General features: G+C 69.6%; 27 protein-coding genes and 1 tRNA gene. 15 read left to right on the forward strand and 13 right to left on the reverse strand.

All coding sequences use genetic code 11. The features are described 5' to 3' along the window. Nucleotides 1–12 precede the first annotated feature (12 nt). The 6 genes from murJ to rplU all read right to left on the reverse strand — a co-directional run bounded on the left by murJ (nucleotide 13) and on the right by rplU (nucleotide 5440). Nucleotides 13–1536, reverse strand: coding sequence for a murein biosynthesis integral membrane protein MurJ (gene murJ / locus ACOMD9_RS16690; RefSeq protein WP_421417171.1), 1524 nt, complete (start codon nucleotides 1534–1536; stop codon nucleotides 13–15). 227 nt (nucleotides 1537–1763) lie between these two features. Further along, entirely contained in the window at nucleotides 1764–2030 is a 267-nt protein-coding gene (gene rpsT / locus ACOMD9_RS16695) for a 30S ribosomal protein S20 (RefSeq protein ID WP_421417110.1), read from the reverse strand. A 201-nt stretch (nucleotides 2031–2231) separates the two neighbouring features. Then, nucleotides 2232–3371, reverse strand: coding sequence for a glutamate 5-kinase (proB, locus tag ACOMD9_RS16700; RefSeq protein ID WP_421417112.1), 1140 nt, complete (start codon nucleotides 3369–3371; stop codon nucleotides 2232–2234). A 193-nt stretch (nucleotides 3372–3564) separates the two neighbouring features. Further along, entirely contained in the window at nucleotides 3565–4752 is a 1188-nt protein-coding gene (cgtA, locus tag ACOMD9_RS16705) for an Obg family GTPase CgtA (RefSeq protein WP_421417113.1), read from the reverse strand. Between the two features lie 86 nt (nucleotides 4753–4838). Further along, nucleotides 4839–5096, reverse strand: coding sequence for a 50S ribosomal protein L27 (gene rpmA / locus ACOMD9_RS16710; protein ID WP_102626715.1), 258 nt, complete (start codon nucleotides 5094–5096; stop codon nucleotides 4839–4841). 32 nt (nucleotides 5097–5128) lie between these two features. After that, entirely contained in the window at nucleotides 5129–5440 is a 312-nt protein-coding gene (gene rplU / locus ACOMD9_RS16715) for a 50S ribosomal protein L21 (RefSeq protein ID WP_102626716.1), read from the reverse strand. Nucleotides 5441–5712: 272 nt separating this feature from the next. Between rplU and ispB the strand changes: the two genes are divergently transcribed. From ispB to ACOMD9_RS16730, 3 genes are all read left to right on the forward strand, one after another. Next, on the forward strand, nucleotides 5713–6714 hold the full coding sequence (gene ispB, locus ACOMD9_RS16720; RefSeq protein ID WP_421417115.1) for an octaprenyl diphosphate synthase: 1002 nt from the start codon (nucleotides 5713–5715) through the stop codon (nucleotides 6712–6714). Nucleotides 6715–6868: 154 nt separating this feature from the next. Continuing rightward, a tRNA-Pro gene (locus ACOMD9_RS16725) sits at nucleotides 6869–6945 on the forward strand. Nucleotides 6946–7268: 323 nt separating this feature from the next. Next, nucleotides 7269–7418 (forward strand): hypothetical protein, encoded by a 150-nt coding sequence (locus tag ACOMD9_RS16730; protein WP_421417117.1) that lies wholly within the window; start codon nucleotides 7269–7271, stop codon nucleotides 7416–7418. Nucleotides 7419–7435: 17 nt separating this feature from the next. On the opposite strand, the gene ACOMD9_RS16735 is transcribed toward ACOMD9_RS16730, so the two are convergent. After that, nucleotides 7436–7999, reverse strand: a complete 564-nt coding sequence (locus ACOMD9_RS16735; protein WP_421417118.1) for a PIN domain-containing protein — start codon at nucleotides 7997–7999, stop codon at nucleotides 7436–7438. Next, nucleotides 7999–8451 carry a helix-turn-helix domain-containing protein gene (locus tag ACOMD9_RS16740; protein ID WP_421417119.1) on the reverse strand — a complete coding sequence of 151 codons (453 nt, stop codon included), beginning with the start codon at nucleotides 8449–8451 and terminating at the stop codon, nucleotides 7999–8001. Before ACOMD9_RS16740 ends, ACOMD9_RS16735 begins: the two co-directional genes overlap by 1 nt. A 170-nt stretch (nucleotides 8452–8621) precedes the next feature. Here ACOMD9_RS16740 and ACOMD9_RS16745 point away from each other — a divergent pair, with 170 nt between their 5' ends. Continuing rightward, nucleotides 8622–8789: a hypothetical protein gene (locus ACOMD9_RS16745; RefSeq protein ID WP_421417120.1), complete on the forward strand. Its 168-nt coding sequence runs from the start codon at nucleotides 8622–8624 to the stop codon at nucleotides 8787–8789. 170 nt (nucleotides 8790–8959) lie between these two features. Further along, on the forward strand, nucleotides 8960–9256 hold the full coding sequence (locus ACOMD9_RS16750) for a Fic family protein (protein ID WP_421417172.1): 297 nt from the start codon (nucleotides 8960–8962) through the stop codon (nucleotides 9254–9256). On the opposite strand, the gene ACOMD9_RS16755 is transcribed toward ACOMD9_RS16750, so the two are convergent. The 4 genes from ACOMD9_RS16755 to ACOMD9_RS16770 all read right to left on the reverse strand — a co-directional run bounded on the left by ACOMD9_RS16755 (nucleotide 9243) and on the right by ACOMD9_RS16770 (nucleotide 13191). Next, nucleotides 9243–9695: a universal stress protein gene (locus tag ACOMD9_RS16755; protein ID WP_421417121.1), complete on the reverse strand. Its 453-nt coding sequence runs from the start codon at nucleotides 9693–9695 to the stop codon at nucleotides 9243–9245. The genes ACOMD9_RS16750 and ACOMD9_RS16755 overlap by 14 nt on opposite strands. Before the next feature lie 94 nt (nucleotides 9696–9789). After that, nucleotides 9790–11298, reverse strand: a complete 1509-nt coding sequence (locus ACOMD9_RS16760; protein ID WP_421417123.1) for an SLC13 family permease — start codon at nucleotides 11296–11298, stop codon at nucleotides 9790–9792. A gap of 92 nt (nucleotides 11299–11390) precedes the next feature. Further along, nucleotides 11391–12956: a phospholipase D family protein gene (locus tag ACOMD9_RS16765; protein WP_421417124.1), complete on the reverse strand. Its 1566-nt coding sequence runs from the start codon at nucleotides 12954–12956 to the stop codon at nucleotides 11391–11393. Beyond that, nucleotides 12946–13191, reverse strand: a complete 246-nt coding sequence (locus tag ACOMD9_RS16770; RefSeq protein ID WP_421417125.1) for a hypothetical protein — start codon at nucleotides 13189–13191, stop codon at nucleotides 12946–12948. Before ACOMD9_RS16770 ends, ACOMD9_RS16765 begins: the two co-directional genes overlap by 11 nt. Nucleotides 13192–13313: 122 nt before the next feature. Between ACOMD9_RS16770 and ACOMD9_RS16775 the strand changes: the two genes are divergently transcribed. Both ACOMD9_RS16775 and rapA read left to right on the forward strand, forming a co-directional pair. After that, nucleotides 13314–14114 carry a redoxin family protein gene (locus ACOMD9_RS16775; protein WP_421417127.1) on the forward strand — a complete coding sequence of 267 codons (801 nt, stop codon included), beginning with the start codon at nucleotides 13314–13316 and terminating at the stop codon, nucleotides 14112–14114. A 244-nt stretch (nucleotides 14115–14358) separates the two neighbouring features. Continuing rightward, nucleotides 14359–17307, forward strand: a complete 2949-nt coding sequence (rapA, locus tag ACOMD9_RS16780; RefSeq protein ID WP_421417129.1) for an RNA polymerase-associated protein RapA — start codon at nucleotides 14359–14361, stop codon at nucleotides 17305–17307. Nucleotides 17308–17381: 74 nt separating this feature from the next. Here rapA and ACOMD9_RS16785 read toward each other — a convergent pair whose 3' ends face one another. Continuing rightward, nucleotides 17382–18287, reverse strand: coding sequence for a TIGR01777 family oxidoreductase (locus ACOMD9_RS16785; protein WP_421417130.1), 906 nt, complete (start codon nucleotides 18285–18287; stop codon nucleotides 17382–17384). 92 nt (nucleotides 18288–18379) lie between these two features. Here ACOMD9_RS16785 and ACOMD9_RS16790 point away from each other — a divergent pair, with 92 nt between their 5' ends. The 8 genes from ACOMD9_RS16790 to ACOMD9_RS16825 all read left to right on the forward strand — a co-directional run bounded on the left by ACOMD9_RS16790 (nucleotide 18380) and on the right by ACOMD9_RS16825 (nucleotide 26630). Beyond that, a complete protein-coding gene (locus tag ACOMD9_RS16790; protein WP_421417131.1) occupies nucleotides 18380–19456 on the forward strand; it encodes an NAD(P)/FAD-dependent oxidoreductase in 1077 nt (358 codons plus the stop codon). A 123-nt stretch (nucleotides 19457–19579) separates the two neighbouring features. After that, nucleotides 19580–20494 carry a MerR family transcriptional regulator gene (locus ACOMD9_RS16795; RefSeq protein ID WP_421417132.1) on the forward strand — a complete coding sequence of 305 codons (915 nt, stop codon included), beginning with the start codon at nucleotides 19580–19582 and terminating at the stop codon, nucleotides 20492–20494. 18 nt (nucleotides 20495–20512) lie between these two features. Then, nucleotides 20513–21931 (forward strand): deoxyribodipyrimidine photo-lyase, encoded by a 1419-nt coding sequence (gene phrB / locus ACOMD9_RS16800; RefSeq protein WP_421417133.1) that lies wholly within the window; start codon nucleotides 20513–20515, stop codon nucleotides 21929–21931. A gap of 30 nt (nucleotides 21932–21961) precedes the next feature. Then, a complete protein-coding gene (locus ACOMD9_RS16805; protein ID WP_421417134.1) occupies nucleotides 21962–22402 on the forward strand; it encodes a nuclear transport factor 2 family protein in 441 nt (146 codons plus the stop codon). 37 nt (nucleotides 22403–22439) lie between these two features. Beyond that, nucleotides 22440–23234, forward strand: a complete 795-nt coding sequence (locus ACOMD9_RS16810; RefSeq protein ID WP_421417136.1) for an SDR family NAD(P)-dependent oxidoreductase — start codon at nucleotides 22440–22442, stop codon at nucleotides 23232–23234. Then, complete coding sequence (locus ACOMD9_RS16815) at nucleotides 23231–24586, forward strand: NAD(P)/FAD-dependent oxidoreductase (protein ID WP_421417137.1); 1356 nt, start codon at nucleotides 23231–23233, stop codon at nucleotides 24584–24586. Before ACOMD9_RS16810 ends, ACOMD9_RS16815 begins: the two co-directional genes overlap by 4 nt. Beyond that, a complete protein-coding gene (locus ACOMD9_RS16820; RefSeq protein ID WP_421417138.1) occupies nucleotides 24583–25362 on the forward strand; it encodes a DUF1365 domain-containing protein in 780 nt (259 codons plus the stop codon). Before ACOMD9_RS16815 ends, ACOMD9_RS16820 begins: the two co-directional genes overlap by 4 nt. Next, nucleotides 25359–26630, forward strand: coding sequence for a class I SAM-dependent methyltransferase (locus ACOMD9_RS16825; protein ID WP_421417139.1), 1272 nt, complete (start codon nucleotides 25359–25361; stop codon nucleotides 26628–26630). The genes ACOMD9_RS16820 and ACOMD9_RS16825 overlap by 4 nt, the downstream gene beginning before the upstream one ends. Nucleotide 26631 lies beyond the last annotated feature (1 nt).

Consider the following 26631-nt stretch of genomic DNA (forward strand, 5'->3'; position numbering starts at 1 on the left):
CGGCCAGCATGATCAGCCCTTCATCCGGAAATGCCGCAGGCGCACGCCGGTGGCCGCCAGCCAGGCGAAATAGACCGCCGCGCCGGCCACCACCAGCGCCGCCAGCCAGGCGACCCGCGTCCACACGCCCCAGCCCAGCCACGCCTGCCAGTCGGGCGAGACCCACCACAGGCCCACGCCCATCACCGCGCAGCCACCCAGCAGCTGCACCGCATAGCGCCCCCAGCCGGGCTGGAACACCAGCACGCCCTCCTTGTGCAGGAGCCAGCCCAGCAGGCCGGCGTTGAGGAAGGCCGAGAGCGCCGTGGCCAGGGCCAGGCCGGCGTGGGCCAGGGGCCAGATCAGGATCAGGTTCAGCACCATGTTGGCCACCATGGCGATGATGCCGATCTTCACCGGGGTCCTGGTGTTCTGGCGGGCGAAGAAGCCCGGCGCCAGCACCTTGATCAGCATGAAGGCGATCAGCCCCAGGGAGTAGGCGCGCAGGCTCATGGCCGCCATGGCGATGTCGCGCTCGGTCATGGCGCCGTAATGGAACAGCGAGATCAGCAGCGGCTCGGCGAGCACCGCCAGCGCCAGGGCCGCGGGCAAGCCCAGCAGCAGCACGGCGCGGATCGCCCAGTCCAGCATCTCGGCGAAGTGCTGCCCGGACTGCTCGGCATGCCGCCTGGAGAGTGCCGGCAGGATCACGGTACCGATGGCGATGCCGAACACCCCCAGCGGCAGCTCCACCAGGCGGTCGGAGTAGTAGAGCCAGGAGACGCTGCCCGGCGCCAGCAGCGAGGCGAGCACGGTATCCAGCAGCAGGTTGATCTGCGACACCGAGACGCCGAACAGCGCCGGCGCCATCAGCACCATGATCTGCCTGACGCCCGGATGCACGAAGCTCGGCCAGGGTCGCGGCATCAGCCCCAGGCGCACCAGGAAGGGCACCTGGAAGGCGAGCTGGGCGACCCCGGCGATCAATACCCCCCAGGCCAGCGCCATGGCCGGCTCGTCCATCAGCGGGGTGAGCAGCAGCGCCGCGCCGATCAGCGAGAGATTGAGCAGCACCGGGGTGAAGGCGGGCACCGCGAAACGGTTCCAGGTGTTGAGCACACTGCCGGCGAAGGCCGTCAGCGAGACCAGCAGCAGGTAGGGGAAGGTCAGCTGGAGCATGTCGGCGGTGAGCGCCAGCTTGTCCGGGTCGCGGCCGAAGCCGGGCGCGAAGACCCAGACCAGCCAGGGAGCGGCGAGCATGGCCAGCGCCGTGAGCAGTGCCAGCACCGCGGTGAGGCTGCCCGCCACGGCATCGAGCAGTTCGCGTACCTCGCGCCGGCTGCCGCGGGTGGCGTACTCCGAGAGCACCGGCACGAAGGCCTGGTTGAAGGCCCCCTCGGCGAACAGCCGGCGCATGAAGTTGGGAATCTTGAAGGCGACGAAGAAGGCATCGGCGCCATTGCCGGCGCCGAACAGCGTGGCCACCACCACGTCGCGCACCAGGCCCATGACACGCGACAGCATGGTCATGACGCTGACCACCAGCCCCGAGCGCATCAGCCCGCCCCCCTTGGGGGCCACCACGCGATCGTCCCCGGCCGGCACGGGGGAGGTGTCGCGGCTCGGGACGGAGGGCTGTCGATCCTGCTCGTGGTCGGTCACGGCGCTCTTCCTTGCGAGACCTCGGGGTAACGGGCACAAAAAAACCGGCCACAGCCGGTTTTTCTGTTCAAGTGCCTATCCGGCCATGGAGTCGCCCTGCCTTCGGGGAAGGCAGATGAGTCTCAGGCAGCCAGCGCCTTGATACGCTTGTTCAGGCGGCTCTTCAGGCGCGCGGCCTTCTTCTTGGAGAGCACGTCCTTGTCGGCGATGCGATCGATGACCGGCTGCGCCTTCTGGAAGGCGGCCATGGCCGCGGCGTGGTCGCCGCCGTTGATGGCCTTGATGACGCCCTTGACGTAGGTGCGCACCATGGAGCGCTGGCTCGCCTTCAGAACACGACGACCTTCCGCCTGACGGGCGCGCTTGCGAGCTTGCTTGCTGTTTGCCACTGAACTGTCTCCTTGGAGATTCTGTCGCCACCGCCCTCGGCGCTGGCTTCGATAACGTATTGATCCGGCAGGAAGGTCCGAACCTTTCCGCCGGCTTGGCCATCTGGCCGACCGCTTGACACCAGCGATCGTTCACGGGCCGTGTCTGAGAGGATGGCGTATCCTACCACAGCCCGCGCCGCGCTTGCTACAGCACTGCCTTCACAGCACCACCAGGTTGTCGCGATGGATCAGCTCCGGCGCCTCCATGAAGCCCAGGATCGCCTCGATCTGGTGGCTCGGCTTGCCGAGGATCTGGCTGGCGTCCTCGGCGCCGTAGTTGACCAGCCCCTTGGCGACCCGGTGCCCCTGCTCATCGACGCACAGCACCATGTCCCCCCGCACGAAACTGCCGGATACCGCCTTGACGCCGACGGCCAGCAGGCTGGAGCCGCTGTCGCGCAGCACCTTCACCGCGCCGGCGTCCAGGGTCAGGGTGCCGCGGACCTGGAGCTGACCGGCCAGCCAGCGCTTGCGGGCCGCCATCGGGGCCTGCTCGGGGCTGAGCAGGGTCCCGAGCCGCTCGCCCGCCGCCAGCCGCGTGAGCACCGCCGACTGGCGGCCGCTGGCGATCACGGTATAGGCGCCGGAACGGGCCGCGAGCCGCGCCGCCTGGACCTTGGTGGTCATGCCGCCTCGCCCCAGGGCCCCGCCGCTCCCGGCCACCGCGGCCAGGCCCGGGTCGTCGGCCCGCCCCTCGTGGATCAGCGTCGCCTCGGGATCGTGGCGCGGGTCGGCATCGAACAGCCCCTCCTGGTCGGTGAGGATCACCAGGGCATCGGCCTCCAGCAGGTTGGCCACCAGGGCGCCCAGGGTGTCGTTGTCGCCGAAGCGGATCTCGTCGGTGACCACGGTGTCGTTCTCGTTGACCACCGGCACCACGCGCAGGTCGACCAGGGTACGCAGCGCCGAGCGGGCATTGAGGTAGCGCTTGCGGTTGGAGAGGTCGTCGTGGGTCAGCAGCACCTGGGCGGTGAGCAGGCCATGGCGAGCGAAGTGGTGCTCGTAGCACTGGGTCAGGCCGTTCTGCCCCACCGCCGCCGCCGCCTGGAGCTCGTGCACCGCCGAGGGGCGCGCCTGCCAGCCGAGACGCACCATGCCGGCGGCCACGGCGCCGGAAGAGACCAGCACCACCTCGATGCCGCGCCGGTGCAGCTCGGCGATCTGGTCGACCCAGCCGCCGATGGACGGCTCGTCGAGCCCACGGCCGTCGTTGGTCAGCAGCGCACTGCCGATCTTGACCACCACCCGGCGGGCGCCCCTCAGCGCCTCACGTTCGACCACCTGCTCGTTGTGCTCCATTCGCTCCTCAACCCTGACGTGATATCCGCTCTTTCAGTGCCAGCCTCAGTATCGAGCCCCCCTCACGCAGAGAACTGAGCGAGCGAAGGCCAGACAAGGCAAAAATTGGCGAAAGAGCGGAGTTTGCTGTTGCAAATGAGCATCTTGAGCCAATTTTTAACGCCGTATGGCCGAGCGCAGCCAGTTCCTGCCACTAGGGGGCGTATTCGACCTCGACGTCATAGTCATCATCATCGAAGTCGTCGTCATCCTCGTCGTCACGCTTGCGCTTGCGGCCCAGGCGCGCCTCGGTACGGGCCACGGCCTCGTCCTCCATGCGCGCCCGCATCTCGCGCTCGCGCTCCGCAGCCTCCTCGTCCTCGTTCTCCAGCCGGCGCTGCTCGGTGAGCCAGCGGTGGGCGGCCTGCACCAAGGCATCGGTGCCGTCGCCGCTGATCGCCGAGATGCGGAACACCGGACCTTCCCAGCCCAGCCGCCCGACGATCTCGTCGACTCGCGCCTCGCGCTCCTCTTCCGGCAGCAGGTCGAGCTTGTTGAGCACCAGCCAGCGCGGCCGCTCGGCCAGGGTCGGCGAGAACTGGCCGAGCTCGTGGATGATCGCCTCGGCGGCCTCCACCGGGTCGGACTCGTCGAAGGGCGCCACATCGACCACGTGGAACAGCAGCCGGGTGCGGGTCAGGTGCTTGAGGAAGCGCAGCCCCAGGCCGGCACCGTCGGAAGCCCCCTCGATCAGGCCCGGCACGTCGGCCATCACGAAGTGCTCGTGCATGCCGAGCTTCACCACCCCCAGGTTGGGCACCAGGGTGGTGAAGGGGTAGTTGGCGACCTTGGGCTTGGCCGCGGAGACGGCGCGGATCAGCGTCGACTTGCCCGCGTTGGGCAGGCCCAGCAGGCCCACGTCGGCCATCACCTTCATCTCGAAGCGCAGGTTGCGGCGCTCGCCGTCGGTGCCCGGCGTGGTCCGCCGCGGCGCCCGGTTGGTCGAGGACTTGAAGTGGATGTTGCCGAGCCCGCGGCGGCCGCCCTGGGCCACCAGCACCACCTGGCCGCTCTCGGTGATGTCGGCGATCACCTCGAGGGTGTCCTCGTCGATCACCGTGGTGCCCACCGGCACCTTGACGTGCAGATCCTCGCCGGCCTTGCCGCTCATCTGCCGGCCCATGCCGGGCTGGCCGTTCTGGGCCTTGTAGAAGCGCTGGTACTTGAAGTCGATCAGGGTGTTGAGGGCATCGTCACCGATCAGGTAGACACTGCCGCCATGGCCACCGTCGCCACCGTCGGGGCCGCCCTTGGGCACGTACTTCTCGCGGCGGAAGCTGAGGCAGCCATTGCCGCCCTTGCCGGCTTCCACGATGATCGAGGCTTCGTCGACGAACTGCATCTGTCACTCTCCAGACGGCAACCTGCCGCCATGATACAAGAAGGCCCCGCCTGGGCGGGGCCTTCCTGCTGCAAGTCCGCGCGCTCTCAGGCAGAGACGACGCTGACGAACTTGCGGTTCTTCGGACCCTTGGTCTCGAACTTGATCACGCCATCGTTCAGGGCGAACAGGGTGTGATCGCGGCCGAGGCCGACGCCGGTGCCGGCGTGGAACTTGGTGCCGCGCTGACGCACGATGATGTTGCCGGCGGTCACCGCCTGGCCACCATAGAGCTTGACGCCAAGGCGCTTGGATTCGGAATCGCGGCCGTTACGCGTGGAGCCGGCTGCCTTCTTATGTGCCATGGAATAAACCTCCGTTCAGGGGAATGGACCGCTTACGCGGAGATCCCGGTGATCTTGACTTCAGTGAACCACTGGCGGTGGCCCTGACGCTTCATGTGGTGCTTGCGGCGGCGGAACTTGATGATGGTCACCTTGTCGCCGCGGCCGTGGGAGACGACCTCGGCGGCCACCTTGGCACCGTCGACCAGCGGCGCGCCGACCTTGACGTCGTCGCCATCGGCCACCAGCAGCACCTCGTCGAACTCGACGGCCTCACCGGTCGGGACTTCCAGCTTCTCCAGCTTGAGGGTCTGGCCTTCCTGGACGCGGTACTGCTTGCCACCGCTCTTGATAACTGCGTACATGTCTCTCTCTCCGGAACTCATCGTGGATTGGCTCTTCATCGACCTGCTTCGAGTGGCGCCCCTTCCGGCAGCCATCTGACAGGGAGCGAGATGAGTGGGCCGCGCATTATAACCATGCCCGCGACGCCGTACAACCCGCCCCCGGCCTCTCCACGGTCGCCGGCCGCTTCGTCTTGACGCCCCCATGGGGGGCCCATAGCATGTCCGGCAATCCAAGGCCAGAGGGGGTCAGGTCTCGCCCCGGCCCCCCACCTACCGTCGATACCACCTACATGCCTGCCAACGACTCGCCGCCCACCAAAGATTCCGCCCCCTCGCCCATCCACGCCGTGGTCGCCGAGGACTTCGCCGCCGTCAACCGCACCATCGTCGACCAGCTCGCCTCGCGCATCCCGCTGGTCGAGACGATCGGCCAGTACATCATCCAGAGCGGCGGCAAGCGCCTGCGCCCGCTGCTGGTGCTGCTGGCCGCCCGCTCGCTGGGCTACCGCGGCGACAAGCACATCACCCTGGCCACCCTGATCGAGTTCATGCACACCTCGACCCTGCTGCACGACGACGTGGTCGACGAGTCGCACATGCGCCGCGGCAAGGCCACCGCCAACGACGCCTGGGGCAATGCCCCCTCGGTGCTGGTGGGCGACTTCCTCTATTCCCGCTCCTTCCAGATGATGGTCGGAGTGGGCTCGATGCGGATCATGGACGTGCTCTCGGCCGCCACCTGCACCATCGCCGAGGGCGAGGTGCAGCAGCTGACCAACGTGGGCAACCCGGACACCGACGAGGCCGCCTACTTCGAGACCATCCAGGGCAAGACGGCGATGCTGTTCGAGGCCGCCTCCCACAGCGGTGCCATCATCGCCGAGGCCACCCCGGAACAGGAGGCCGCGCTGCAGTACTACGGCCGCTACCTGGGGCTGGCCTTCCAGCTGGTCGACGACCTGCTCGACTACCAGGGCGACGCCGCGGCCATGGGCAAGAACGTCGGTGACGACCTGGCCGAGGGCAAGCCGACCCTGCCGCTGATCCAGGCCATGGCCGCCGGCACCCCCGACCAGGCGCGCCTGGTGCGCCAGGCGATCCGCAAGGGCGGGCTCGATCACCTGGACGAGGTGCTGGCCATCGTCCGCGAGACCGGCGCCCTGGACTACACCCGCGCCCGGGCCGAGGAGATGGCGGCCAAGGCCCTGGAGCAGCTCGAGCGGCTGCCGGCCAGCGACTATCGCGACAGCATGGCCGACCTGGCCCGCATGGCGGTGGACCGCCAGGCCTGACCGCGGGACACCCGCCAGGGCAATCGCAGTGGGTCTGGCGCAATGGGCTGGTCCGTCGACATGATCTCGACGCCCGCCGAGGGGCTTGCACGACAGCGGCGTTTGCGTATAATGCGCTTCCGTCGGCGAGGCGACACGCCCCGCGACGAACGTTCGGAGTATAGCTCAGCTTGGTAGAGCGCTGCCTTCGGGAGGCAGAGGTCGTAGGTTCGAATCCTGCTACTCCGACCAAGAATTTCAATGACTTAGGCCACCCCCTCCATGCCGCCTGAGTCTCACGTGACCAGATCGTGACTCGAGACCCTCGGCTCTTGCCGGGGGTTTTGCGTTTCTGAACCCTCCTCCTCATCAAGCTTGGCAGCCGCTATCGTTAGGGGGGGATTCCGCATGATCCCCCACCCGACACTTGGCCGAGAAGCAATAACGCAGCGACCCTGTCTTCAGCATTTGTCAGGTGACACGGAAAACAGCCCCTCCGGGAACTCACCGAACCGTCCCGGCTTTCTCGGAGGCTCCAAACCCTGGCTGAATTGCCCTAAGGGACGCACGAAGGTATGGACAGCAGCACCGGTCTGCCCGGTTTCTCAAACTATGCCCGACTGGACGACTTCGAATCGGACGATGAATGCCGTGAGTGGCTGGCGCAGCAGCTCAACCATTTCGTCAACGCCTTCCGGCCGCGGTTGAAGGCGATGGCCAGGTGAAGATGGCCTGCGGGGGGTTACAGGACCTCGAGGAACTCCCGCAGCCGGTCCGCCGTGACGATCAGGCCACAGGCTGCCAGGGTATCGAGATAATCCTCAGCGCTTCTTGGCGGCTTGCGCAAGCTGGCCCGGTGACGATGGACGGTCCTGAGGACCAGCCCCTCGTTCAGCTCGAACTGCTGCTCCAGAAAGGTATCGGGGTGGACGGCCTCGATCCCGAAGCCGCCCAGTGTATCGGCCGGGAAGTCCTTCAGATTGAAGGTGATGATCAGCTGCGCTCCGGCGCGAATGGCCGCGGCCAGTACGTGGCGGTCATCAGGGTCGGGTAGCTCAAGCGCCGGGATCAGCGGTTCGTGCCCGGTGACCAGCGCATCCGGCACCGCCCGATTCATGAGCTCGACGGTTCGCGGTAGCGCTTCTGCCAGTTCAGGACGCTTCTTGAGCAGGTTGCGCGTCCACTCGTGGTGGATCTGCTCGGTCCAGCGCGCTGCATAGAGTCCCGTGGTGGCCAGGCGCATCAACAGGTCCCGCAATGGCGCAGGATAGAGCACGCAGGCGTCGTATACGACCACGAAGCGCATCAGTAGCCCATATCCAGGTCCTGGGCCTGGTCGGCCAGCTCCTGGAGTGCAGCCTCGGATACCTCCTCCTGCTGGCGCTTGTAGGCCAGCAGGTCCTGCAGGCGAATCCGGCGATGCGTGCCCACTCGGCTGAACGGAATAGCACCCTCCTCCAGCAGCTTGACCAGATGGGGCCGCGAGACATTGAGCATGTTGGCGGCTTCCTGGGTCGTCACCTCGGCATGGGTGGGGAGGATCGTCACGGCATTGCCCTGGGCCATCTCGGTCAGCAGATCACGCAGCAGCACCAGCGCCTGCCGGGGCAGCACCAGGTCCGCACCATCCAGCTTGATATGCGCACGATCGCTCTCGGGCCGCTCGCGGAGCAGCTGGCTGAGCTCGGTGGCACTGGCCCTGGCCAGGCGGGTGAGCTCGGCATCGTGGGGCAAGGTATCCCGGGTGGCAGGGTTCATGGCATGACCTCCTGGCAGCCCCCGCTATTGCTGGCTGCCTTCGCGTGTTCCATCGATACTTGCCAGGCTATTCGAAATAAACAAAATTCGCAATATCCGAAACGGGCTATTGGTCCTCGGGCTGGTATGCTCGAGCAAGTGAGTCTGGTCAAGGCCATAGGAGTACTTGTATGAGTCGGTATCGAACCCCGGGCTCACAAGGTAGCGCCGAGCCCGGTTCCGGTGGCCGGGTCAAGGCCAACAAGCTCGCCATCACCGCCCAGGAGAGCCTGGGTGGGGCCGCCGCCGAGCTATTGCTGAAGCTGTACGAGGAGGTGTTCGGAGGATCAGCCGCTTGATATCGCGCTGCTGAAGCACCGGCACCATCGTTGGCTCGGTAGCCTCTACGACTGGACGGGCGAGGAGCGCCAGGTCATTCTGGAGAGGAATGGCTTCCCGTTCGCCGCAGCGAGACAGCTGACAACTGCCCCACCTACTGCGTGAACTGGATCCGAAGTGGCTGAATCGGCTGACGCCCTGCAGCGGAATGAGCCATGAGGATGCGATACACGCCATCGCTCAGGTTCATGTCGAGCTGATCCTGATGCATTCGTTCAGAGAGGGAAATGGCCGCATCACCCGCCTGCATGACTGCGACCATACCCGAGTGCGTCTTCAGACTGACCCTGACCAATCCGCCCGGCTCAGCCTCGGAAGGCAGAGGTCGCAGGTTCGAATCCTGCTACTCCGACCAACGAATTGGAAGGCCCTGCGAGATCGCAGGGCCTTTTTCGTATCCGCCGCCGGCGCGCTCAGGTCACGGTGATCACGGTGCACCTGGCGGTGTGGCTGACCCGGTGCGAGACGCTGCCGAAGACCATGCCGCGCACATCGCTCAGGCCACGGCTGCCCATGACGATGGCATCGGCCCCGAGCGACTCGGCATGGTCGACGATCCGCTTCGCCGGCCATCCCTGGAAGATGTGCTCCTCGACGTCCAGCCCGGAGAGGTCGACGCTGCTGCGAGCCTTCTCGATCACCTGCCGACCCTCCTGCTTCATCTCGCTCGCCAGCTTGTCGCGCTGCTCCTGCGAGAAGGGCTCGGCGGTCCCCCCGAGGAACAGGCCGATGTTGTCCGGCGGGAACTCGGTGACGGTCACCAGGTGCAGCCGTGCGGACGATGCACGGGCCAGCTGTGCAGCGACGGCCAGTGCCTTTTCGGCATGGGTCGAACCATCGACGGGAACGAGTATGGACTGGTACATGATTATCTGCCCCTTCGGCGACGAAACGGGGCACCACCGGCGCCCCTCCTGAGTAAAAGCCTAGCCGCTGTCCGCGGATAGGCAATGTCCTGGGTCAAGCCGCCCAGCCAAACCCGAGGATCGGCATGGCCAGGCCGAACACCGCCAGGCCGATGACCACCAGCGCCACCAGGCCGACCGGCGCACCGGCCCGCATCATCTCGGCCACGCTGAGGCGACCGCTGCCGAAGACCACCGCATTGGGCGGCGTGGCCACCGGCAGCATGAAGGCGCAGCTCGCCGCCATGGCCACCGGCACCGCCAGCAGCAGGGGGCTGGCACCCAGGCTCACGGTGAGCGAGGCGGTCAGCGGCAGGATAGCCGCCGCCGTGGCGGTATTGCTGGTCACATGGCTCATCACCATGACCACCAGCACCACCAGGCCCACCAGCGCCCAGACCGGCCAGCTGCCGAACCCCGCCAGCCCCTCGGCCACCGCCGCCGCCAGGCCGCTGCTCTCGATGGCCGTGCCGAGGCTGAGCCCCCCGCCCACCATGATCAGCACCCCCCAGGGCAGGTACCTGGCGCTCTCCCAGTCCATCAGGAACTGCCGCTCCGACCAGCGGGCCGGCACCACGAACAGCAGCAGGGCGCCGACCACCGCGATGCCGGCGTCGCTGAGCTCCACCCCGAGCCACGACTGCAGCAGTGGCCGTGTCACCCAGGCCAGAGCCACGAGGGCGAAGATCGCCGCCACCCGCCGCTCCGGCCCGCTCATGCGCCCCAGGTCCTGCGCCTGCTCGCTGAGCATGTCCGCCACGCCGGGCAGCGCCTCGACCCCGACCGGGTAGATGCGTCGCGTCAGCAGCCACCAGGCCAGCGCCAGCAACAGCAGCGCAGGAGGGACGGCAACGAGCATCCACTGGGCGAAGCCGATCTCGATGCCGTGGTTGTCGGCCATGAAACCCGCCAGCAGGGCATTGGGCGGGGTGCCGATCAGCGTGCCCATGCCACCGATGTTGGCCGCCAGCGCGATGCCGAGCAGCAGCGACAACTCCATGTGGTGACTCGCCCCGCCGCCCCCCTGGCGCTCCAGCAACGCCAGCACCGAGAGGCCGATGGGCACCATCAGGGCGGCCGTGGCCGTGTTGCTGACCCACATGCTCAGCGCCGCGGTGGCGACCATGAAGCCACCCACCAGCTGGTCGGGGCGTTGCCCCGAGACACGCAGCACCAGCATGGCGATGCGCCGGTGCAGGCTCCAGCGCTGGATCGCCTCGGCCAGCAGGAAACCGCCCAGGAAGAGGAAGATCAGCGGGTTGGCATAGGGGGCCGCCGCATCGTTGACCGAGGTGACGCCCAGCAGCGGCAAAAGGGCCACCGGCAGCAGGGCGGTGACAGCGATCGGCACGGGCTCCAGCACCCACCAGGTGGCCATCCAGGCGGTGAGCGCCACCACCTGCCAGGCGGCGGGCGGCAGGCCGGAGGGTGCCTCGAGCAACAGCAGACCGGCCGCCATCAGCGGACCCAGCGGCAGCCCCAGGGTGATCTTCAACCGTGAGACGCGCTCACTGCGCGCGCTCGCCTCCTGCGTCTGCGCCTCCTGCACACTGCTTCCGGCCATGCTCTCCTCCAGCCATCCCGTCGACCTGCCCAGCATACACGCTGGCCGCCGAGGGCCCGACGCCCACCGGGGCCAGGCCGTCGACTGCTCGCCTACAGCCAGCGTTCGAGCCGCAGCACCCGGCTCAACCAGGCACTGAGTCGCTGCCAGGCGCTGCCGGGCTCGCGATCCAGGCGAACGGCTTCGCCCTCGACTTCCGACTCCCACGACAGGGCCCCGTCCCTGCCCGCCTGTACCACCCGGTAGCTCAGGGCGGGAGCGGCGCCCACCTCGGTGAGCTCGAGAAAGTCCGCGGCCAGGGCCTCGCTCTGTGCCAGCACCCCCACCTCGGTGTTCCACCACACCGACCGCGGATCGGCATTGGCCGAGCCGACGAAGACCCTGTCGTCGTCGATACCCACCGCCTTGATATGCAGCACCGAGGCCGAGCTGCCGGGGATGCCGATGGCGACCCCCTCGCCGTTGTCGGCCTCGGCGCGCAACTCGAAGAGCGCCACCCCGCTCTCCAGCAGGTCGAAGCGATGGGGCATGTAGACCCCGTGCACGATCGGCACGTCCGAGGCCTCCAGGGAGTTGGTGATCACCGCCACCTCGACCCCCGACTCGGCAAGCTCGCGCAGCATCCGGCTGCCCGCGTCGGTGGGCACGAAGTAGGCGGCGACCACCACCAGCCGCGTCTCGGGGTCGACAAGCCGCTGCAGTTGTCCGGCCATGGTCCGGACCAGCGGCGGGCGCCCCCGCCACCCGGGCTTGCCGGGCGGGTCCCACAGGGCCTCGCCATGGCCCCAGTGCAGCTCCTCGACCAGCGGCTCCCGGGCCCGGTTGTCGTGCCGCTTCCTGAGTGCGCTGAAATAGGCCGAGTCGGCCTGTCCGTCGAGCCAGGCCTCCAGCGACGCCTGAAGCTCACGCCAGGCCTCCTCTGGTGCACGGTGGTAGCGTCCGACGGGCTGGGCCAGGCCATGGTTCCAGTAGAGATCGAAGCTGCGTGACAGCGGTTCCACCACCGGCCCCAGGGTCAGCAGGTCCAGGTCGGCGAAGTTGCGGGGTTCGCTGGCGTTGTAGTACTCGTCGCCCAGGTTGCGCCCGCCGACGATGGCCAGGGTGTTGTCGGCGATCCACAACTTGTTGTGCATGCGGCGATGCTGGCGACCGAGCACGGGGATCGTCGCCAGCACCCGGGCCGCCAGGTGGCCACGCCCCACCGCCAGGGGATGGTAGACACGCACCTGGATGTTCGGGTGGCTGTCCAGCGCCGCCAGGCGGCCTCCCTGCCCCACCGCACCGATGTCGTCGATCAGCAGCCGCACCTGCACGCCGCGCTCGGCGGCTCCCAGCACGCGATGCAGCAAGGCCCGGGTGGTGAGGCCATCCCCCATCAGGTAGGTCTGGATATCCAGGCGACGCTCCGAACGGGCGGTGAGCAGGGCCCGCACGGCGAAGGCATCCTTGCCGTTGGCCAGCAGGGCGAAGCCGCTCTGGCCCTCGTGAGGTGCCGCCTGACGCTCGGCCCAGCGCCCCAGGGCCGTGGCCCCGGCCTCGGCGGGCGGCAGGGCGCTGGTGTGCACCCTGGGCACCGGGGTGGTGGCGCAGCCACCCAGCAACAGCAGCAGGCAGCAGAGCGCGACCCGCCAATGCCGGCGAAACCGCTCAGGCGACATCGTCGTCGTCATCGTCGGCCAGCCGCCGTGCCAGCGCCTTGCGTGCGCGGTTGCGCCGATACAGGCGCACCAGGGCGATCCACAGCGCCGCCAGCACCATGGCTGCCAGGGTCACCCCCTGCCAGGGCCGGGCGGCATCCCCCATCAGGGTCTCGAGGGTGATGATGAGTATGAAGCCCAGCGCCTGACTGGCGATGGCCAGGGCACGCAGGGTGTCGAAGGCAGGCTTGGCCATGGATGCTCCCGCACGAGTGTGAGTGACAGCCTCGCACGCTGGCAGTAGGCTAGCCGTCAATCGCGCCATTGTAACGCGCCCGCCAGCGGACGCCGACCCTCACTCGTGGAGCCTCGCCCGTCATGGATGCCATCGCCCTGGGACCCGTGCTGATCTCCGTGCCCCGTCTCTATGCCTTCGCCGTCGCCCTGCTCCTGCTGCTGGCCAGTGCCTGGCTGCTGGCCCTGCCACGCCGGGAGCATGCGCGCTGGTTCAACGGCCTGGTGCTGGCATGGCTGGTCGGTGCGCGACTCGGCCACGTGGCCCTGAACCTCGAGGCCTATGCCGCCGCTCCGCTGGATGTCCTCAAGGTCTGGCAGCCGGGGTTCCATGGCCTGTGGGGCATGGTGGCGGGCCTGGTCTGGACCGGCTGGGCGCTGCGCCGCCACCTGTTGCGGCTGATCGGCGCCATGGCCCTGGTGGTGGGGGGGGCGAGCCTGTGGCTGGTGCTGGTGACGCTGGCCCCGCTGGGCGGCGACATGCCACTGCGCGAGCTGCCCGACATTACCCTGGAGAACCTCGAGGGGGAGCCGGTCGAGCTGCGCTCCCTGCTGGGCGAGCGGGTGGTGGTCAACCTCTGGGCCACCTGGTGCCCCCCCTGCCTGCGGGAGATGCCGCTGCTGGCCGAGGCCGACACCCGCGACGGGGTCAGCGTGGTGGTGGCCAACCAGGGCGAGGACCTGATGCAGGTGGTGCGTTATCTCGACGAACAGGGCCTGGCGTTCCGCTACCCGCTGCTCGACCCGAGCCAGGAGCTGATGGTACGGATGGAGTCTCCCGGGCTACCCACCACGGTGCTGTTCGATGCCGAGGGTCGTGCCGTCGAGCGCCACGTGGGCGAGCTCTCCAGGGCCCAGCTGGACGCCTGGCTGGCGCGCCACTGACCGATATTCACAGGGACGACGGGGACAGGCCTTGAGGGGGTCCGATGCCAAGGAGGGCATCGGTAGCGTACAGGGATGTATTCACAGCGCCCCCTCCTGGACCTGTCGCCGTAGAAGTCCCCTACGAGGCCAACGCCATGCTTAAGCCGCGCCGGCCTTTGCTGTAAGATATCGCGCCCTGTTGCCGCCATCCCGGCGTTGGCGGCGAACGAGCACACCGATATTCAGCATCCTCCGAGGCACCATGAGCGACTATTCACCCGGCCAGCGCTGGATCAGCGACGGCGAGGCCGAACTCGGCCTGGGCACCATCCTCGGCTGCGACTTCCGCAGCGTCACCGTGCTCTTCGGCGCCAGCCAGGAAACCCGCACCTACAGCAGTCGCCAGGCACCGCTCACCCGGGTGGCCTTCGGCAGCGGCGACCGCATCCAGTCCGCCGAGGGCTGGAGCCTGACCGTCGATGACAGCAAGGAGGTCGACGGCCTGATCGTCTACATCGGCGAGGATGACAGTGGCGAGCTGCGCGAGCTGCCCGAGGCACAGCTGGCCGACACCATGCAGTTCGACCAGGCCCGCGACCGCCTGCTCACCGGCCAGGTCGACCGCAACGACTGGTTCGACCTGCGCTTCCGTACCCTGCACCACTTCCACCGCATCGAGCAGAACCCGGCGCTGGGACTGGCCGGCCCGCGGGTCGACCTGATTCCCCACCAGCTCTACATCGCCGACGAGGTGGCGCGCCGCCATGCCCCGCGGGTGCTGCTGGCCGACGAGGTGGGCCTGGGCAAGACCATCGAGGCGGGGCTGATCCTGCACCGCCTGCTGCTCACCGGCCGCGCCGAGCGGGCGCTGATCCTGGTACCGGCGAGCCTCACCCACCAGTGGCTGGTGGAGTTGCTGCGCCGCTTCGCCCTGGAGGTGACCCTGCTCGACGAGCAGCAGAGTCAGGCCCATGGCGAGACCAACCCCTTCGAGGCCGGCCAGCTGGTACTGGCGAGCCAGGACTGGCTGTTCGCCAACCCGCACCGCCAGGCCCAGGCCGAGGCCTGCGGCTGGGACCTGCTGATCGTCGACGAGGCCCACCACCTCGAGTGGTCCGACGAGGTGGTGGGCCCCGGCTATGCCTGCGTCGAACGGCTGGCGGCGGCGGTGCCGGGCCTGCTGCTGCTCACCGCCACCCCCGAGCAGATGGGGCTCACGAGCCACTTCGCCCGGCTGCGCCTGCTCGACCCGGACCGCTACCACAGCCTCGAACGCTTCCGCGAGGAGGAGCAGCACTATGTGGAGGTGGCCGAGGCGATCGATGCCCTGGAGCGCCTGCCCGGCGATGACCCGGACCGTGCGCGGGTCGCCACGGTCATCGACGAGCCCGACAGCCTGGCGCTGCTGGCCACCCTGGCCAACCCCGAGGCCGACGCGGACCAGCATGCCGCGGCCCGCGACCAGTTGCGCGACCAGCTGCTCGACCGCCACGGCACCGGCCGGGTGATGTTCCGCAACAGCCGCCGCCACGTGGGCGGCTTCCCGGAGCGACGCCTGCATGTCGCCGAACTCGCGCTGCCCTCCGCCTACCGCCGGGTACTGCGCAGGCTGGAGCGCGACGAGGACTACCTCGACGAGCTGCTGATCGAGACCGGCCTCGACCACCCGGAGGTGCTGGTCTACCTGGACACCATGTACCGGGCCCTGGCCGACGACCCCCTGAACGAGGAGCCCTGGTGGCAGATCGACCCGCGGGTCAACTGGCTGCTGGAGCGCCTGGCCGACGACGGCGACGCGGGCCTGGCCGGCGACAAGGTGCTGGTGATCGCCCACGACCGCGAGACCGCCCAGGGCCTGGCCGAGGCGCTGCGCGTGCTGGGCGGCTACCATGCCCCGGTGTTCCACGAGGGGCTCTCGCTCGTGGAGCGGGATCGCGCCGCCGCCGCCTTCGCCGACGAGGAGGAGGGGTGCCAGGTGCTGGTCTGCTCGGAGATCGGCTCCGAAGGGCGCAACTTCCAGTTCTGTCGCCACCTGGTGATGTTCGACCTGCCGCTGCACCCGGACCAGCTCGAGCAGCGCATCGGGCGGCTGGACCGCATCGGCCAGCGCCACGCCATCGAGCTCCACGTGCCGGTGTTCGAGGGTAGCCCCGGCGAGAAGCTGCTGCGCTGGTACCACCAGGGCATGGACGCCTTCAGCAGCCCCCATGGCGTGGGCAGCGAGATCTTCGCCGCCTTCGGCGATGCCCTGGCCGACGCCCTGCTCGACGACGAGAGCCTCGAGGAGGTGATCGAGGAGACACGGGCGCTGTTCGCCAGCCGTCTCGCCGAGCGCGACGCCGGCCGCAACCGGCTGCTGGAACTCAATGCCTGCCGCATCGATCGCGCCGAGGCGGTCGCCGCGGCGATCCGCGAGCTCGACGAGGATCGTGCCCTGCCGCGCTACCTGGACCAGGCCCTGGACATCTTCGGTGTCGACAGCCAGGAGCTGGGCGGCGGCATCCTCCACCTGCAGCCGAGCCCGCAGATGCTCGACGGCCTGCCGGGCCTGGTGAAGGGCGAGGAGGGCTTCTCGGGCACCTTCTCCCGGCTTCGCGCCCTGGCCCGCGACGACGTCCAGCACCTCTCCTGGGAACACCCGCTGCTGCGCGAGATGATGGGCCGGATCCTCGACGGCACCATGGGCAACACCGCCCTGGCGCTGCTCAAGCATCCATCGATTCCCGCCGGCCGGCTGATGGTCGAACTGATCTTCCGCACCCACTGCCCGGCGCCCAGGCGACTGCACCTCAACCGCTTCCTGCCACCCACCGCGGTACGGGTGCTGCTCGACGAATCCGGCGCCAGCCTCACCGACAAGGTCTCCTTCACCGGGCTGTCGAAGAACCTGCAGAAGGTCAAGAAGGCCATGGCCCGCGACCTGATCCGCAGCCGCCACGACCAGCTGCGCGAGCTGATCGAGGATGGCGAGAACGAGGCCGAGCGCGAGCTCTCCACCATCGTCGAGGCCGCCCAGGGCCGCATGCGGGCCGAGCTCGACGGCGAGCTCAACCGCCTGGAGGCGCTGGCCCGCCACAACCCGGCGGTGCGTGACGACGAACTCCAGGCGCTACGCGAGGAGCGCGCCGCCCTGGACGCGGCGATCGAGGGCACCCGCCTGCGCCTGGACGCCGTGCGGGTCATCGTCACCGTGGGCGAGGAGACGCGCTGAGGCCATCGAGCCCGGATAACGCCTCGGGGACGATCCGGCGACAGGCCCGGGCGCCCTCTCCCGGCTCGGGGACCTCAGCCCAGGATATCGGCCAGGGCCTCGTCGAGGGCCGGGAAACGGAACTCGAAGCCGGCCTCGAGCAGCCGTTTCGGGCGCATGTCGGCGCCGGTCAGCAGCAGCCGTGACATCTCCCCGAAGGCGGTCTCCAGCACGATGGCCGGGACCGGGATGATCGCCGGTCGGCCCAGCTGCTTCGCCAGCACCCGGGTGAACTCGGCATTGGTCACCGGATGCGGCGCACTGCCGTTGAAGGGCCCCTCGAGTTCCCCATTGTCGAGCAGGAAGAGGATCGCCCGCACCAGGTCCTCGCGGTGGATCCAGGGCATGAACTGCGAGCCATCACCGAAGCGCCCGCCCAGCCCCAGCTTGAAGGGCGGCAGCATCTTCTGCAGGCTGCCCCCGCCGGCGTCGAGCACCAGCCCGGTCCGCAGGAGCGCCACCCGGGTGCCGAAATCCACCGCCTCGCTGGCGACATCCTCCCAGCGCTTGCACAGGCGATGGGCGAACTCGTCGTGGGGCGGGGTCTCCTCGGTCACCTCCCGGTCGCCCTGGTCGCCGTAGTAGCCCAGGGCGGATCCGGAGACCATGACCCCGGGGGCGCGCTTGCCGGCGGAGGCGAGCTGTTCGCAGAGGATCACCAGGTCGCGGGTGATGTTGACCCGGGAATCGATCAGCCGCTTCTTCTGGTCATCGCTCCAGCGACGCGCGGCGATGGACTCACCGGCCAGGTTGACGATGGCATCCGGCGGGGTGTCGACGAAATCCAGCACCGAACGACGGATGTCGGTGCCACTCGGGAGCCGGTCCCGCACCTGGCCCGGCTCCCGGGACACCACCAGCAGGCGATGCCCGGCCTCCTCGAGCCGCTGACACAGTCGTTGCCCGACGAAGCCGCTCCCTCCGGTGACCAGCACTCGCATCGTGGTTCCCTCCTCTCGCGCCATTGAGTTATACAGCCGTTGTACACTTCTGCTAGTCTAGCTGAAAACCCCTTGAGCTGCGCGAGCCTGCGATGCCCCACACCCCCTCACCCGCCACCGCCGTCATCGGCGCCGGTATCGCCGGCCTGGCCTGCGCCAGGGTCCTGCACGATGCCGGCCACCCGGTCGTCCTCTTCGACAAGGGGCGGGGCCCCGGCGGGCGCATGTCCAGTCGCCGCCTGCCCGTGGCGGTGGTCGAGCTGGGTGCCCAGTTCTTCAGTGTGCGCGACGCCACCTTCCGTCGCCAGGTCGCTGCCTGGCAGGCAGCGGGCTGTGCGGCACCCTGGCCCGAGGCCCTGTGGCAGGTCGACGAGCGCGGCTGGCGGCGTCACCACGACGACCTCGAGCGCTTCATCGGCAGCCCGCGCATGAGCGCCGTCACCCGCCACCTGGCCGAGGGGCTGACGCTCATCGCCGGGACCCGCATCGAGCGACTGACAGGCAATGCCGGCCAATGGTGGCTGGTCGACCAGCACGGCGAGCGTCACGGCTCCTTCGCACGGGTGGTGATCAGCGCCCCCACGCCGCAGGCCCACGCGCTGGTCGCCTCCCACGATGGCGCCCTGGCCACGGCCTGCGAGGCGGTGATCCAGCGCCCCTGCTGGGCCGCCTGGGCGCTGTTCGACGAGCCGCTGCCGGCGCTGCCCGGGGTGGACGACAACTGGCAGGCCGTGCGGCTGGCCCCCGGCCACGGCAGCAGCCCGCTGCGCTTCGTCAGCCGTAACGACCGCAAGCCCGGCCGCGCCGCCCAGGGCGAGAGCCTGAGCCTGCTGGCCCGCATCGACTGGAGCCAGGCGCGCCTGGAGGAGAGCCCCGAGACCGTGGCGGAGGCGCTCCTCGACGCCTTCCAGCGCGCCCTGCCCGGCGACCTCGCGCTGCCCCGCCCGCGATCCCTCGGCGCCCACCGCTGGCGCTACGCCCAGCCGGACGTCTTCGCCACCGGCGAGGCGGTCAACCAGGACTACCGCCGCTCGGCCAGCGGCCTGGCCCTGTGCGGCGACGGCTGGCGCGGCCCCAGGGTCGAGGATGCCTGGCTCTCCGGCCATCACCTCGGCGAGACCCTGGCCGCGGCGATCGGCGAACAGGCCGGGGAGACTCCCGCCGGCTGAATCGACGAGGCGGAATCCCGGCCCCATGTTGTACATTGGTGCTGACTTGTACAAAATCAGCCCCTGGACACCGGCCGCCTCGACATCGACGGGGCAAGCGATCAGCAAGAGGCACAAGCGCCCATGAGTGACAAGGCGACCCATCCGGCCGACACGCCGCTCTACCCGATCCGGGAGGTCTCCCGGCTGACCGGCGTCAACTCGGTCACCCTGCGGGCCTGGGAGCGCCGTTATGGCCTGATCCGCCCGCGCCGCACACCCAAGGGCCACCGCCTCTACGCCCGAGACGACATCGAGCGCATCGAGCGCATCCTGCAGTGGCTCAATCGCGGCGTGCCGGTGAGCCAGGTGCGGGAACTGCTCGAGCAGCCCGAACCGGTCGAGACCCCGACACCCGCCGCCGGGGACTGGCCGAGCCAGCGCCAGCAGCTGGTCGCCGCCCTGGAGGCCTTCGACCTGGCTCGGCTGGAGGCCCTGTTCAACCAGAGCCTGGCCCTCTATCCGGTGGCGACCTGCGTCTCGGAGCTGTGGCAACCGGTGATCCGCGAACTGGAGGAGCACTGGAGCGACCAGCTCGGCGCCCTGCTGCAGCGGCGCACCCTGGAAACCTTCCTGCGCACCCGCATCGGCACCCGGCTCTATCATGCCAACCAGGCCGCCGGCGGCCCCCTGGTGCTGGTCGGCCAGCTGCCGGACGACCCCGGCCCGCTGTGGGTGCTGCTGGCGGCCATGACCGCCAGCGACCAGGGCTACCGGGTCGTGCTGTTCGATGCCCCCCTGCCGTTCGGCGAGCTGCCGCTGGCCGTGGAGCGCTTCCACGCCTCGGCCCTGCTGCTGGCCAGCGGCAAGGCCGAGCGCGCCGACCTGATACGGCGCCAGTTGCCGCGCCTGGCCGAGCAGCTCGACGCCCCCCTGGCCCTGTGCGGTCCGGTCGCCCGCATCCGGGCCACCGAGCTGGAGTCGTGCCGGGTCGAGGTGCTGGGCGACGACCTGCCCCAGGCCATCACCCGCCTGGGCTCGCTGATCCGGGATAGCTGAGCGACCGTCGGAGCCCCCATGCCTGCCCCTGTCCTGATCTGGTTCCGCAGTGACCTGCGTGTCCACGACAACCGTGCACTGGCCGCCGCGGCCCGCCAGGGGCCGGTCGTCGCGGTCTTCCTGCGCTGCCTCTCCCACTGGCAATGCCACGGCCACGGGGCCAACAAGCTCGATTTCTGGGGCCGTGGCGTGGCATCCCTGAGGGAGGCGCTGGCCGGGCTCAACATCCCCCTGCTGCATCGCGATATCGACGACTTCGCCGCGGCCCCGGCGACCCTGCTGGCCCTGGCCCGGGAGACCGGCGCCGGGGCCCTGCACTTCAACCACGAGTACCCGCTGGACGAGATGCGCCGCGATCGCGCCGTGGTCGAGGCCTTCGACGCGGCCGGCCTCGCCGCCACCGGCCACCATGACGCCGTGGCCTTCGCCCCCGGCGAACTGCTGACCGGCAAGGGCGACGTCTACGGCGTCTTCACCCCCTTCGCCAGGGCCTGGCACCGCCGGCTCACCCCGGAGCGCCTCGCGCTGAGCGACACGCCGGCGCCCCAGGCGCCGCTGCCGATCGCGTGCGACCCGCTGCCCGTGCTGCCCGAGCTCGCCGACAGCCCGGTCGACGGCCGCCGGTGGCCCGCGGGCGAAGGCCCCGCCGCCGACCGCCTGGAGCGCTTCCTGCGCTTCCGCGGCCGCCACTACGCCAGGCAACGCGACTTCCCGGCGATCCGCGGCACCAGCGAGCTCTCGCCCTACCTGGCGCTGGGCATGATCTCCCACCGACAGTGCCTGCAGGCGGTGCTGGCCGAGAACGACGGCGCCCTGGCCGAGGGCGACGCGGGACTCGCCGCCTGGGTCAACGAGCTGGTGTGGCGGGAGTTCTACCGCCACGTGGCCGTCGGCTTCCCCCGGGTGTGCCGGCACCGCGCCTTCCAGGCCCACACTGAGGCGCTGGCCTGGCGCGACGACGATGCCGGCTTTCGCGCCTGGTGCGAGGGGCGTACCGGCTACCCCATCGTCGATGCCGCCATGCGCCAGCTGGTGGCCACGGGGTGGATGCACAACCGGCTGCGCATGATCACCGCCATGTTCCTCAGCAAGCACCTGCTGATCGACTGGCGGCGCGGCGAGGCCTTCTTCCTGCGCCACCTGGTGGACGGCGAGTTCTGCGCCAACAACGGTGGCTGGCAGTGGGCCGCTTCCACCGGAACCGATGCCGCCCCCTACTTCCGCATCTTCAACCCCACCACCCAGTCGAACCGCTTCGACCCCGACGGCCGCTTCATCGCCGAGTGGCTGCCCGAACTCGCCGGGCTGCCGGCCAAGGCCCGGCATGCCCCGCCACGGGACCGGCTGGAGCGCCTCGACTACCCGTCCCCCATCGTCGACCACAGGGCTGCCCGCGCCCGCGCCCTCGAGGCCTTCAAGGCCCTCGGGACCGCCTGACCCCCCACGCATCCATCGGAGGACATCGCCATGACCCGGGACCCCGCCCTGGAGGCCTTCTGCGCCTTCTTCAATAAACTAGACAAGACATGTACAAAAAAGCTATACATGTTCTACACAGATAACGCGGTCTTCATCGATCCCCTGCAGCGCATCGAAGGCCGAGAGGCCCTGGAAGCCTACTTCAGCTCCCTGTACGAGAACGTCACATCGTGCCAATTCGATTTCCATCATCAGCAGCGCCAGGGCAATACCGCCTTCGTCACCTGGCGCATGAGGCTGGTGCACCCGCGGCTCGATGGCGGTCGGGAGATCGCCGTGGAGGGTTGCTCGCAGCTGGACTTTGCGGCGAACGACACCGCCCGGGTGGCGAGGCATCGCGACTACTTCGATGTCGGCGCCATGGTCTACGAGCGCCTGCCGCTGCTGGGCGGCGCGGTGAAGCTGGTCAAGGAGCGGCTGGGGCATTGAATCCGCCAGGCCGCGGGCAATGATCGAGGGGAGCGGCATGATGGCATCGCAGGGTACCCAGCGCATCTGGCTGACCGGGGCGTCCTCGGGCATCGGCCGTGCCCTGGCCGAGCGGCTGCTGGACCAGGGCCACCGGGTCGCGCTCAGTGCCCGCCGCGAGTCGGCGCTGGCCGAGCTGGCCGAGGGCCGCGACAACGCCCTGCCATTGCCGCTGGACGTGGCCGACCGCGGCACGGTGCAGCGGGCCGGGGAGCGCCTCGCCGAGGCCTTCGGCGGGCTGGACCTGGTGATCCTCAACGCCGGCACCTGCGAGTACCTGGAGGCCCGCCACTTCGACACGGCCCTGGTGGAGCGCGTCTTCGCCTGCAACTTCTTCGGCGCCCTGCACGGCGTGGAGGCAGCCCTGCCGCTACTGCGCCGGGCCCGGGCCGAAGGCGGCCGGCCGCTGATCGCGGCCACCTCCAGCGCGGCCGCCTATGTGCCGCTGCCGCGCGCCGAGGCCTACGGCGCCTCCAAGGCGGCGCTCAGTCACTTCATGGAGTCGCTGCGCCTGGACCTGCACGCCGAGGGCATCGGCGTCTGCCTCATCCACCCGGGCTTCGTCGAGACCCCGCTCACCGACCGCAACGACTTCGCCATGCCCCTGCGCCTCGGCGCCGATGCCGCCGCCGAGGCGATCCTCGACGGCCTGGCCAGGCGCCGCCTGGACATCCACTTCCCGCGCCGCTTCACCCTGCTGGTCAGGCTGATGGGCATCCTGCCCCCGGCCCTACGCCTCCGGCTGGGCCTGCGCATGACCCGGCAACAGCCCGCCCCAGAGGCCACGCCATGACCGCATCCTTCCCGTCACCTCCCGCCCGGGCAGGCGGCCCGCGCGTCGCCGTGATCGGCAGCGGCATCGGCGGCATGGCTGCCGCCTGGTACCTCTCCAGCCGCTACCAAGTCACCCTGTTCGAGGCCGACTCGCGCCTCGGCGGCCACACCGCGACCGTCGACGTGGAACTCGAGGGTCGCCACTACGCCATCGACACCGGCTTCATCGTCTTCAACGACTGGACCTACCCGCACTTCCAGCGGCTGCTGGCACGGCTCGGCGTGGCGACCCAGCCCACCGAGATGAGCTTCTCGGTCCACGAGACGGCCCGCGACTTCGAGTACAACGGCCATACCCTGGCGAGCCTGTTCGCCCAGCGCCGCAACCTGCTGCGCCCGAGCTTCCACCGCCTGCTGCGCGACATCCTGCGCTTCAACCGCGAGGCCACCCGGGCGCTGGAGGATGGCAGGCTCGACCCGGCCATGGCCCTGGGCACCTGGCTGGATGCCCACGGCTTCGGCGCCGACTTCCAGCGCCACTACCTGCTGCCCATGGGGGCGGCGATCTGGTCGGCCAGCATCCGCGACCTGCGCGACTTCCCGCTGCTGTTCTTCGTGCGCTTCTTCCGCCACCACGGCCTGCTCTCGGTGGACGACCGGCCCCGGTGGCATACCCTGGTGGGCGGCTCGCGCCGCTACATCCCGGCCCTGACCGCGCCCTACGCCGGCGGTATCCGGCTGGCCACCCCGGTCCGCGGCATCCGCCGCCATGCCGACCGAGTCGAGGTGAGAAGCGATGCCGGCGTCAAGGCCTTCGACCAGGTCGTGCTGGCCTGCCACGCCGACCAGGCGCTGGCGCTGCTCGAGGATCCCACGGCGGCGGAGCGCGAGGTGCTCGGCGCCCTGCCCTACCAGGACAACGAGGTGGTGCTGCATACCGACACCCGGCTGCTGCCGCGCCGGCGGCGCGCCTGGGCGAGCTGGAACTACCGCCTCGACGGCCGCGACGAGGCCTCCAGGGTCTCGGTGACCTACGACATGAACATCCTGCAGCGCATCAGCGCCCCGCACACCTTCTGCGTGACGCTCAACGACAGCCAGGCCATCGACCCGGCCCGGGTGCTCGGCCGCTACACCTATGCCCACCCCCGGTTCACCCTGGCCGGCCAGGCGGCCCAGGCGCGCCACGGCGAGATCTCCGGGCCCGACCGGCGCACCCACTACTGCGGCGCCTACTGGCGCAACGGCTTCCACGAGGATGGCGTCTGGAGCGCGCTGCGCGTCGCCCGGGCGCTGGGCTGTGACGAGGAGGGCACGCCGGCCGAACCGGCCGCCACCGGGCGGGTCGCCGACGAGGGGGTTCCGGCATGATCGCGGCCCCCCGCTCGCGCATCTATCGCGGCAGCCTGCGGCATCGACGCTTCCTGCCGAGGCCCCACGCCTTCTCCTACGGGGTATGGATGGCCTGGCTCGACCTCGACGAGCTGCCCGAGCTGTTCGACGGGGTCCCCGGCTTCAGCGCCCGGCGCCCCGCCCTGGCGCGTTTCCGCCGCGAGGACTATCTCGCGCCCCATGACCGCCCGCTGAAGCAGGCGGTGCGCGAGGAGCTGGAGCGCCAACTGGGCAGCGCCCCGGACGGTCGGATCTGCGTGCTGACCCAGCTGCGCACCCTGGGGCTGGGCTTCAACCCGGTATCGCTCTACTACGCCCATGACGCCCGCGGCGAGCTGCGCGCGGTGCTAGGCGAGGTGAGCAACACCCCCTGGGGGGAACGCACCCGCTACGCCTGTGCCGTGACGCCGGAGCGCCATGCCCATGTGGCCGAGTTCGACAAGGCCATGCACGTCTCGCCCTTCAACCCCATGGACATGACCTACCGCTGGCGCTTCAACACCCCCGGCGAACGGTTGGCGATGCACATGGAGAACTGGAAGGCGGGAGAACGCCACTTCGACGCCACCCTGACGCTCGACGCCCGGCCAGCGACCCGCCGCGTGCTGCTCGCGACCCTGGCCCGCCAGCCGTGGATGAGCCTCAAGACCCTGGCCGGCATCCACGTCGAGGCGCTGCGCCTGTGGCTCAAGCGCGTGCCGATCCACGACCACCCCGGCCCCGCCACGAGATCCCGTAAGGAGAGTTCGTCGTGAACACCCTGCGCTCTGCCAGCACCACCCGCCCCCTGCCGGCCGATGCCGACCGCCTGACCCGCTGGCTGAGGCCGCGCCTGCTCGCCCGGCTCGATGGCCTGGAAGGGGGGACCATCACCCTGATCGAGGGCCATCGGCGCCATCACCTGGGCCAGGGTGGCGACCTCGCCGTGACCCTGGTGATCCGCGACAGCCGGGCCTGGAGGCGCCTCGCCCTGGGGGGCAGCGTGGGCGCCGCCGAGGCCTACATGGACGGCGACTGGGACGCCGACGACCTGGTGGCACTGGTGCGCCTGATGGCCCTCAACCTGGAGCGGGTCAACGGCGAGCTGGAGAACGGCACCGCCCGCCTGGGGCGCTGGCTGCGCGGCGCACTGCAAGCGCTGCAGCGCAATTCCCGCCGGGGGGCCCGCCGCCATGTCGCCGCCCATTACGACATCGGCAACGACCTCTTCGCCACCTTCCTCGACCGGCAGCACCGGATGTACTCCAGCGCGGTCTTCCCCCACGCCGAGGCCAGCCTGGAGGAGGCCTCCACCCACAAGCTCGACCTGATGCTGGAGAAGCTCGACGTGCGCCCCGAGCACCACCTGCTGGAGATCGGCACCGGCTGGGGCGGGCTGGCCATCCATGCGGCCAGGACCCGCGGCTGCCGGGTCACCACCACCACCATCTCCGCGGAGCAGTACGCCCACACCGCGCGGCGCATCGAGGCGGAGGGGCTGGGCGAGCGGATCACCCTGCTCCAGCGGGACTACCGCGAGCTCGAGGGGCAGTACGACCGGCTGATCTCGGTGGAGATGATCGAGGCGGTGGGCCACCAGTACCTGGACACCTACCTGGCGACCCTGGACCGGCTGCTCGCCGAGGACGGTCTGGCCATGCTGCAGGCGATCACCATCCGCGACCAGCGCTTCGACGAGGCCAAGCGCGAGATGGACTTCATCAAGCGCCACATCTTCCCGGGCGGCTTCCTGCCCTCCCACCACGCCATCCTGCGCAGCCTCACCCGCTGCACCTCGCTCAATGTCCTGGCCCTGGACGAGATCGGGCTGCACTACGCCCGCACCCTGCGCGAGTGGCGCCACCGCTTCGAGGCGAACCTGGATACCGTGAGGAAGCTCGGTTACGAGGAGCGTTTCATCCGCATGTGGCGCTACTACCTCTGCTACTGCGAGGGGGGCTTCCTGGAGCGCACCATCGGCACCTGCCACCTGCTGCTGGCCAAGCCCGCCGCCAGGCCGGCCCCGCTGGCCGGCGCCCCGTGAT

Source organism: Halomonas terrestris (genome assembly GCF_049166755.1).
Classification (GTDB): Bacteria; Pseudomonadota; Gammaproteobacteria; order Pseudomonadales; family Halomonadaceae; genus Halomonas.

Bases quoted from the DNA above. Each gene is read 5' to 3' on its own strand.
- murJ (WP_421417171.1), bottom strand. From the start codon at position 1,536: ATGCGCTCGGGGCTGGTGGTCAGCGTCATGACCATGCTGTCGCGTGTC.
- proB (WP_421417112.1), bottom strand. From the start codon at position 3,371: ATGGAGCACAACGAGCAGGTGGTCGAACGTGAGGCGCTGAGGGGCGCC.
- cgtA (WP_421417113.1), bottom strand. From the start codon at position 4,752: ATGCAGTTCGTCGACGAAGCCTCGATCATCGTGGAAGCCGGCAAGGGC.
- rpmA (WP_102626715.1), bottom strand. From the start codon at position 5,096: ATGGCACATAAGAAGGCAGCCGGCTCCACGCGTAACGGCCGCGATTCC.
- rplU (WP_102626716.1), bottom strand. From the start codon at position 5,440: ATGTACGCAGTTATCAAGAGCGGTGGCAAGCAGTACCGCGTCCAGGAA.
- ispB (WP_421417115.1), top strand. From the start codon at position 5,713: ATGCCTGCCAACGACTCGCCGCCCACCAAAGATTCCGCCCCCTCGCCC.
- ACOMD9_RS16730 (WP_421417117.1), top strand. From the start codon at position 7,269: ATGGACAGCAGCACCGGTCTGCCCGGTTTCTCAAACTATGCCCGACTG.
- ACOMD9_RS16735 (WP_421417118.1), bottom strand. From the start codon at position 7,999: ATGCGCTTCGTGGTCGTATACGACGCCTGCGTGCTCTATCCTGCGCCA.
- ACOMD9_RS16740 (WP_421417119.1), bottom strand. From the start codon at position 8,451: ATGAACCCTGCCACCCGGGATACCTTGCCCCACGATGCCGAGCTCACC.
- ACOMD9_RS16745 (WP_421417120.1), top strand. From the start codon at position 8,622: ATGAGTCGGTATCGAACCCCGGGCTCACAAGGTAGCGCCGAGCCCGGT.
- ACOMD9_RS16755 (WP_421417121.1), bottom strand. From the start codon at position 9,695: ATGTACCAGTCCATACTCGTTCCCGTCGATGGTTCGACCCATGCCGAA.
- ACOMD9_RS16760 (WP_421417123.1), bottom strand. From the start codon at position 11,298: ATGGCCGGAAGCAGTGTGCAGGAGGCGCAGACGCAGGAGGCGAGCGCG.
- ACOMD9_RS16765 (WP_421417124.1), bottom strand. From the start codon at position 12,956: ATGTCGCCTGAGCGGTTTCGCCGGCATTGGCGGGTCGCGCTCTGCTGC.
- ACOMD9_RS16770 (WP_421417125.1), bottom strand. From the start codon at position 13,191: ATGGCCAAGCCTGCCTTCGACACCCTGCGTGCCCTGGCCATCGCCAGT.
- ACOMD9_RS16775 (WP_421417127.1), top strand. From the start codon at position 13,314: ATGGATGCCATCGCCCTGGGACCCGTGCTGATCTCCGTGCCCCGTCTC.
- rapA (WP_421417129.1), top strand. From the start codon at position 14,359: ATGAGCGACTATTCACCCGGCCAGCGCTGGATCAGCGACGGCGAGGCC.
- ACOMD9_RS16785 (WP_421417130.1), bottom strand. From the start codon at position 18,287: ATGCGAGTGCTGGTCACCGGAGGGAGCGGCTTCGTCGGGCAACGACTG.
- ACOMD9_RS16790 (WP_421417131.1), top strand. From the start codon at position 18,380: ATGCCCCACACCCCCTCACCCGCCACCGCCGTCATCGGCGCCGGTATC.
- ACOMD9_RS16795 (WP_421417132.1), top strand. From the start codon at position 19,580: ATGAGTGACAAGGCGACCCATCCGGCCGACACGCCGCTCTACCCGATC.
- phrB (WP_421417133.1), top strand. From the start codon at position 20,513: ATGCCTGCCCCTGTCCTGATCTGGTTCCGCAGTGACCTGCGTGTCCAC.
- ACOMD9_RS16805 (WP_421417134.1), top strand. From the start codon at position 21,962: ATGACCCGGGACCCCGCCCTGGAGGCCTTCTGCGCCTTCTTCAATAAA.
- ACOMD9_RS16810 (WP_421417136.1), top strand. From the start codon at position 22,440: ATGATGGCATCGCAGGGTACCCAGCGCATCTGGCTGACCGGGGCGTCC.
- ACOMD9_RS16815 (WP_421417137.1), top strand. From the start codon at position 23,231: ATGACCGCATCCTTCCCGTCACCTCCCGCCCGGGCAGGCGGCCCGCGC.
- ACOMD9_RS16820 (WP_421417138.1), top strand. From the start codon at position 24,583: ATGATCGCGGCCCCCCGCTCGCGCATCTATCGCGGCAGCCTGCGGCAT.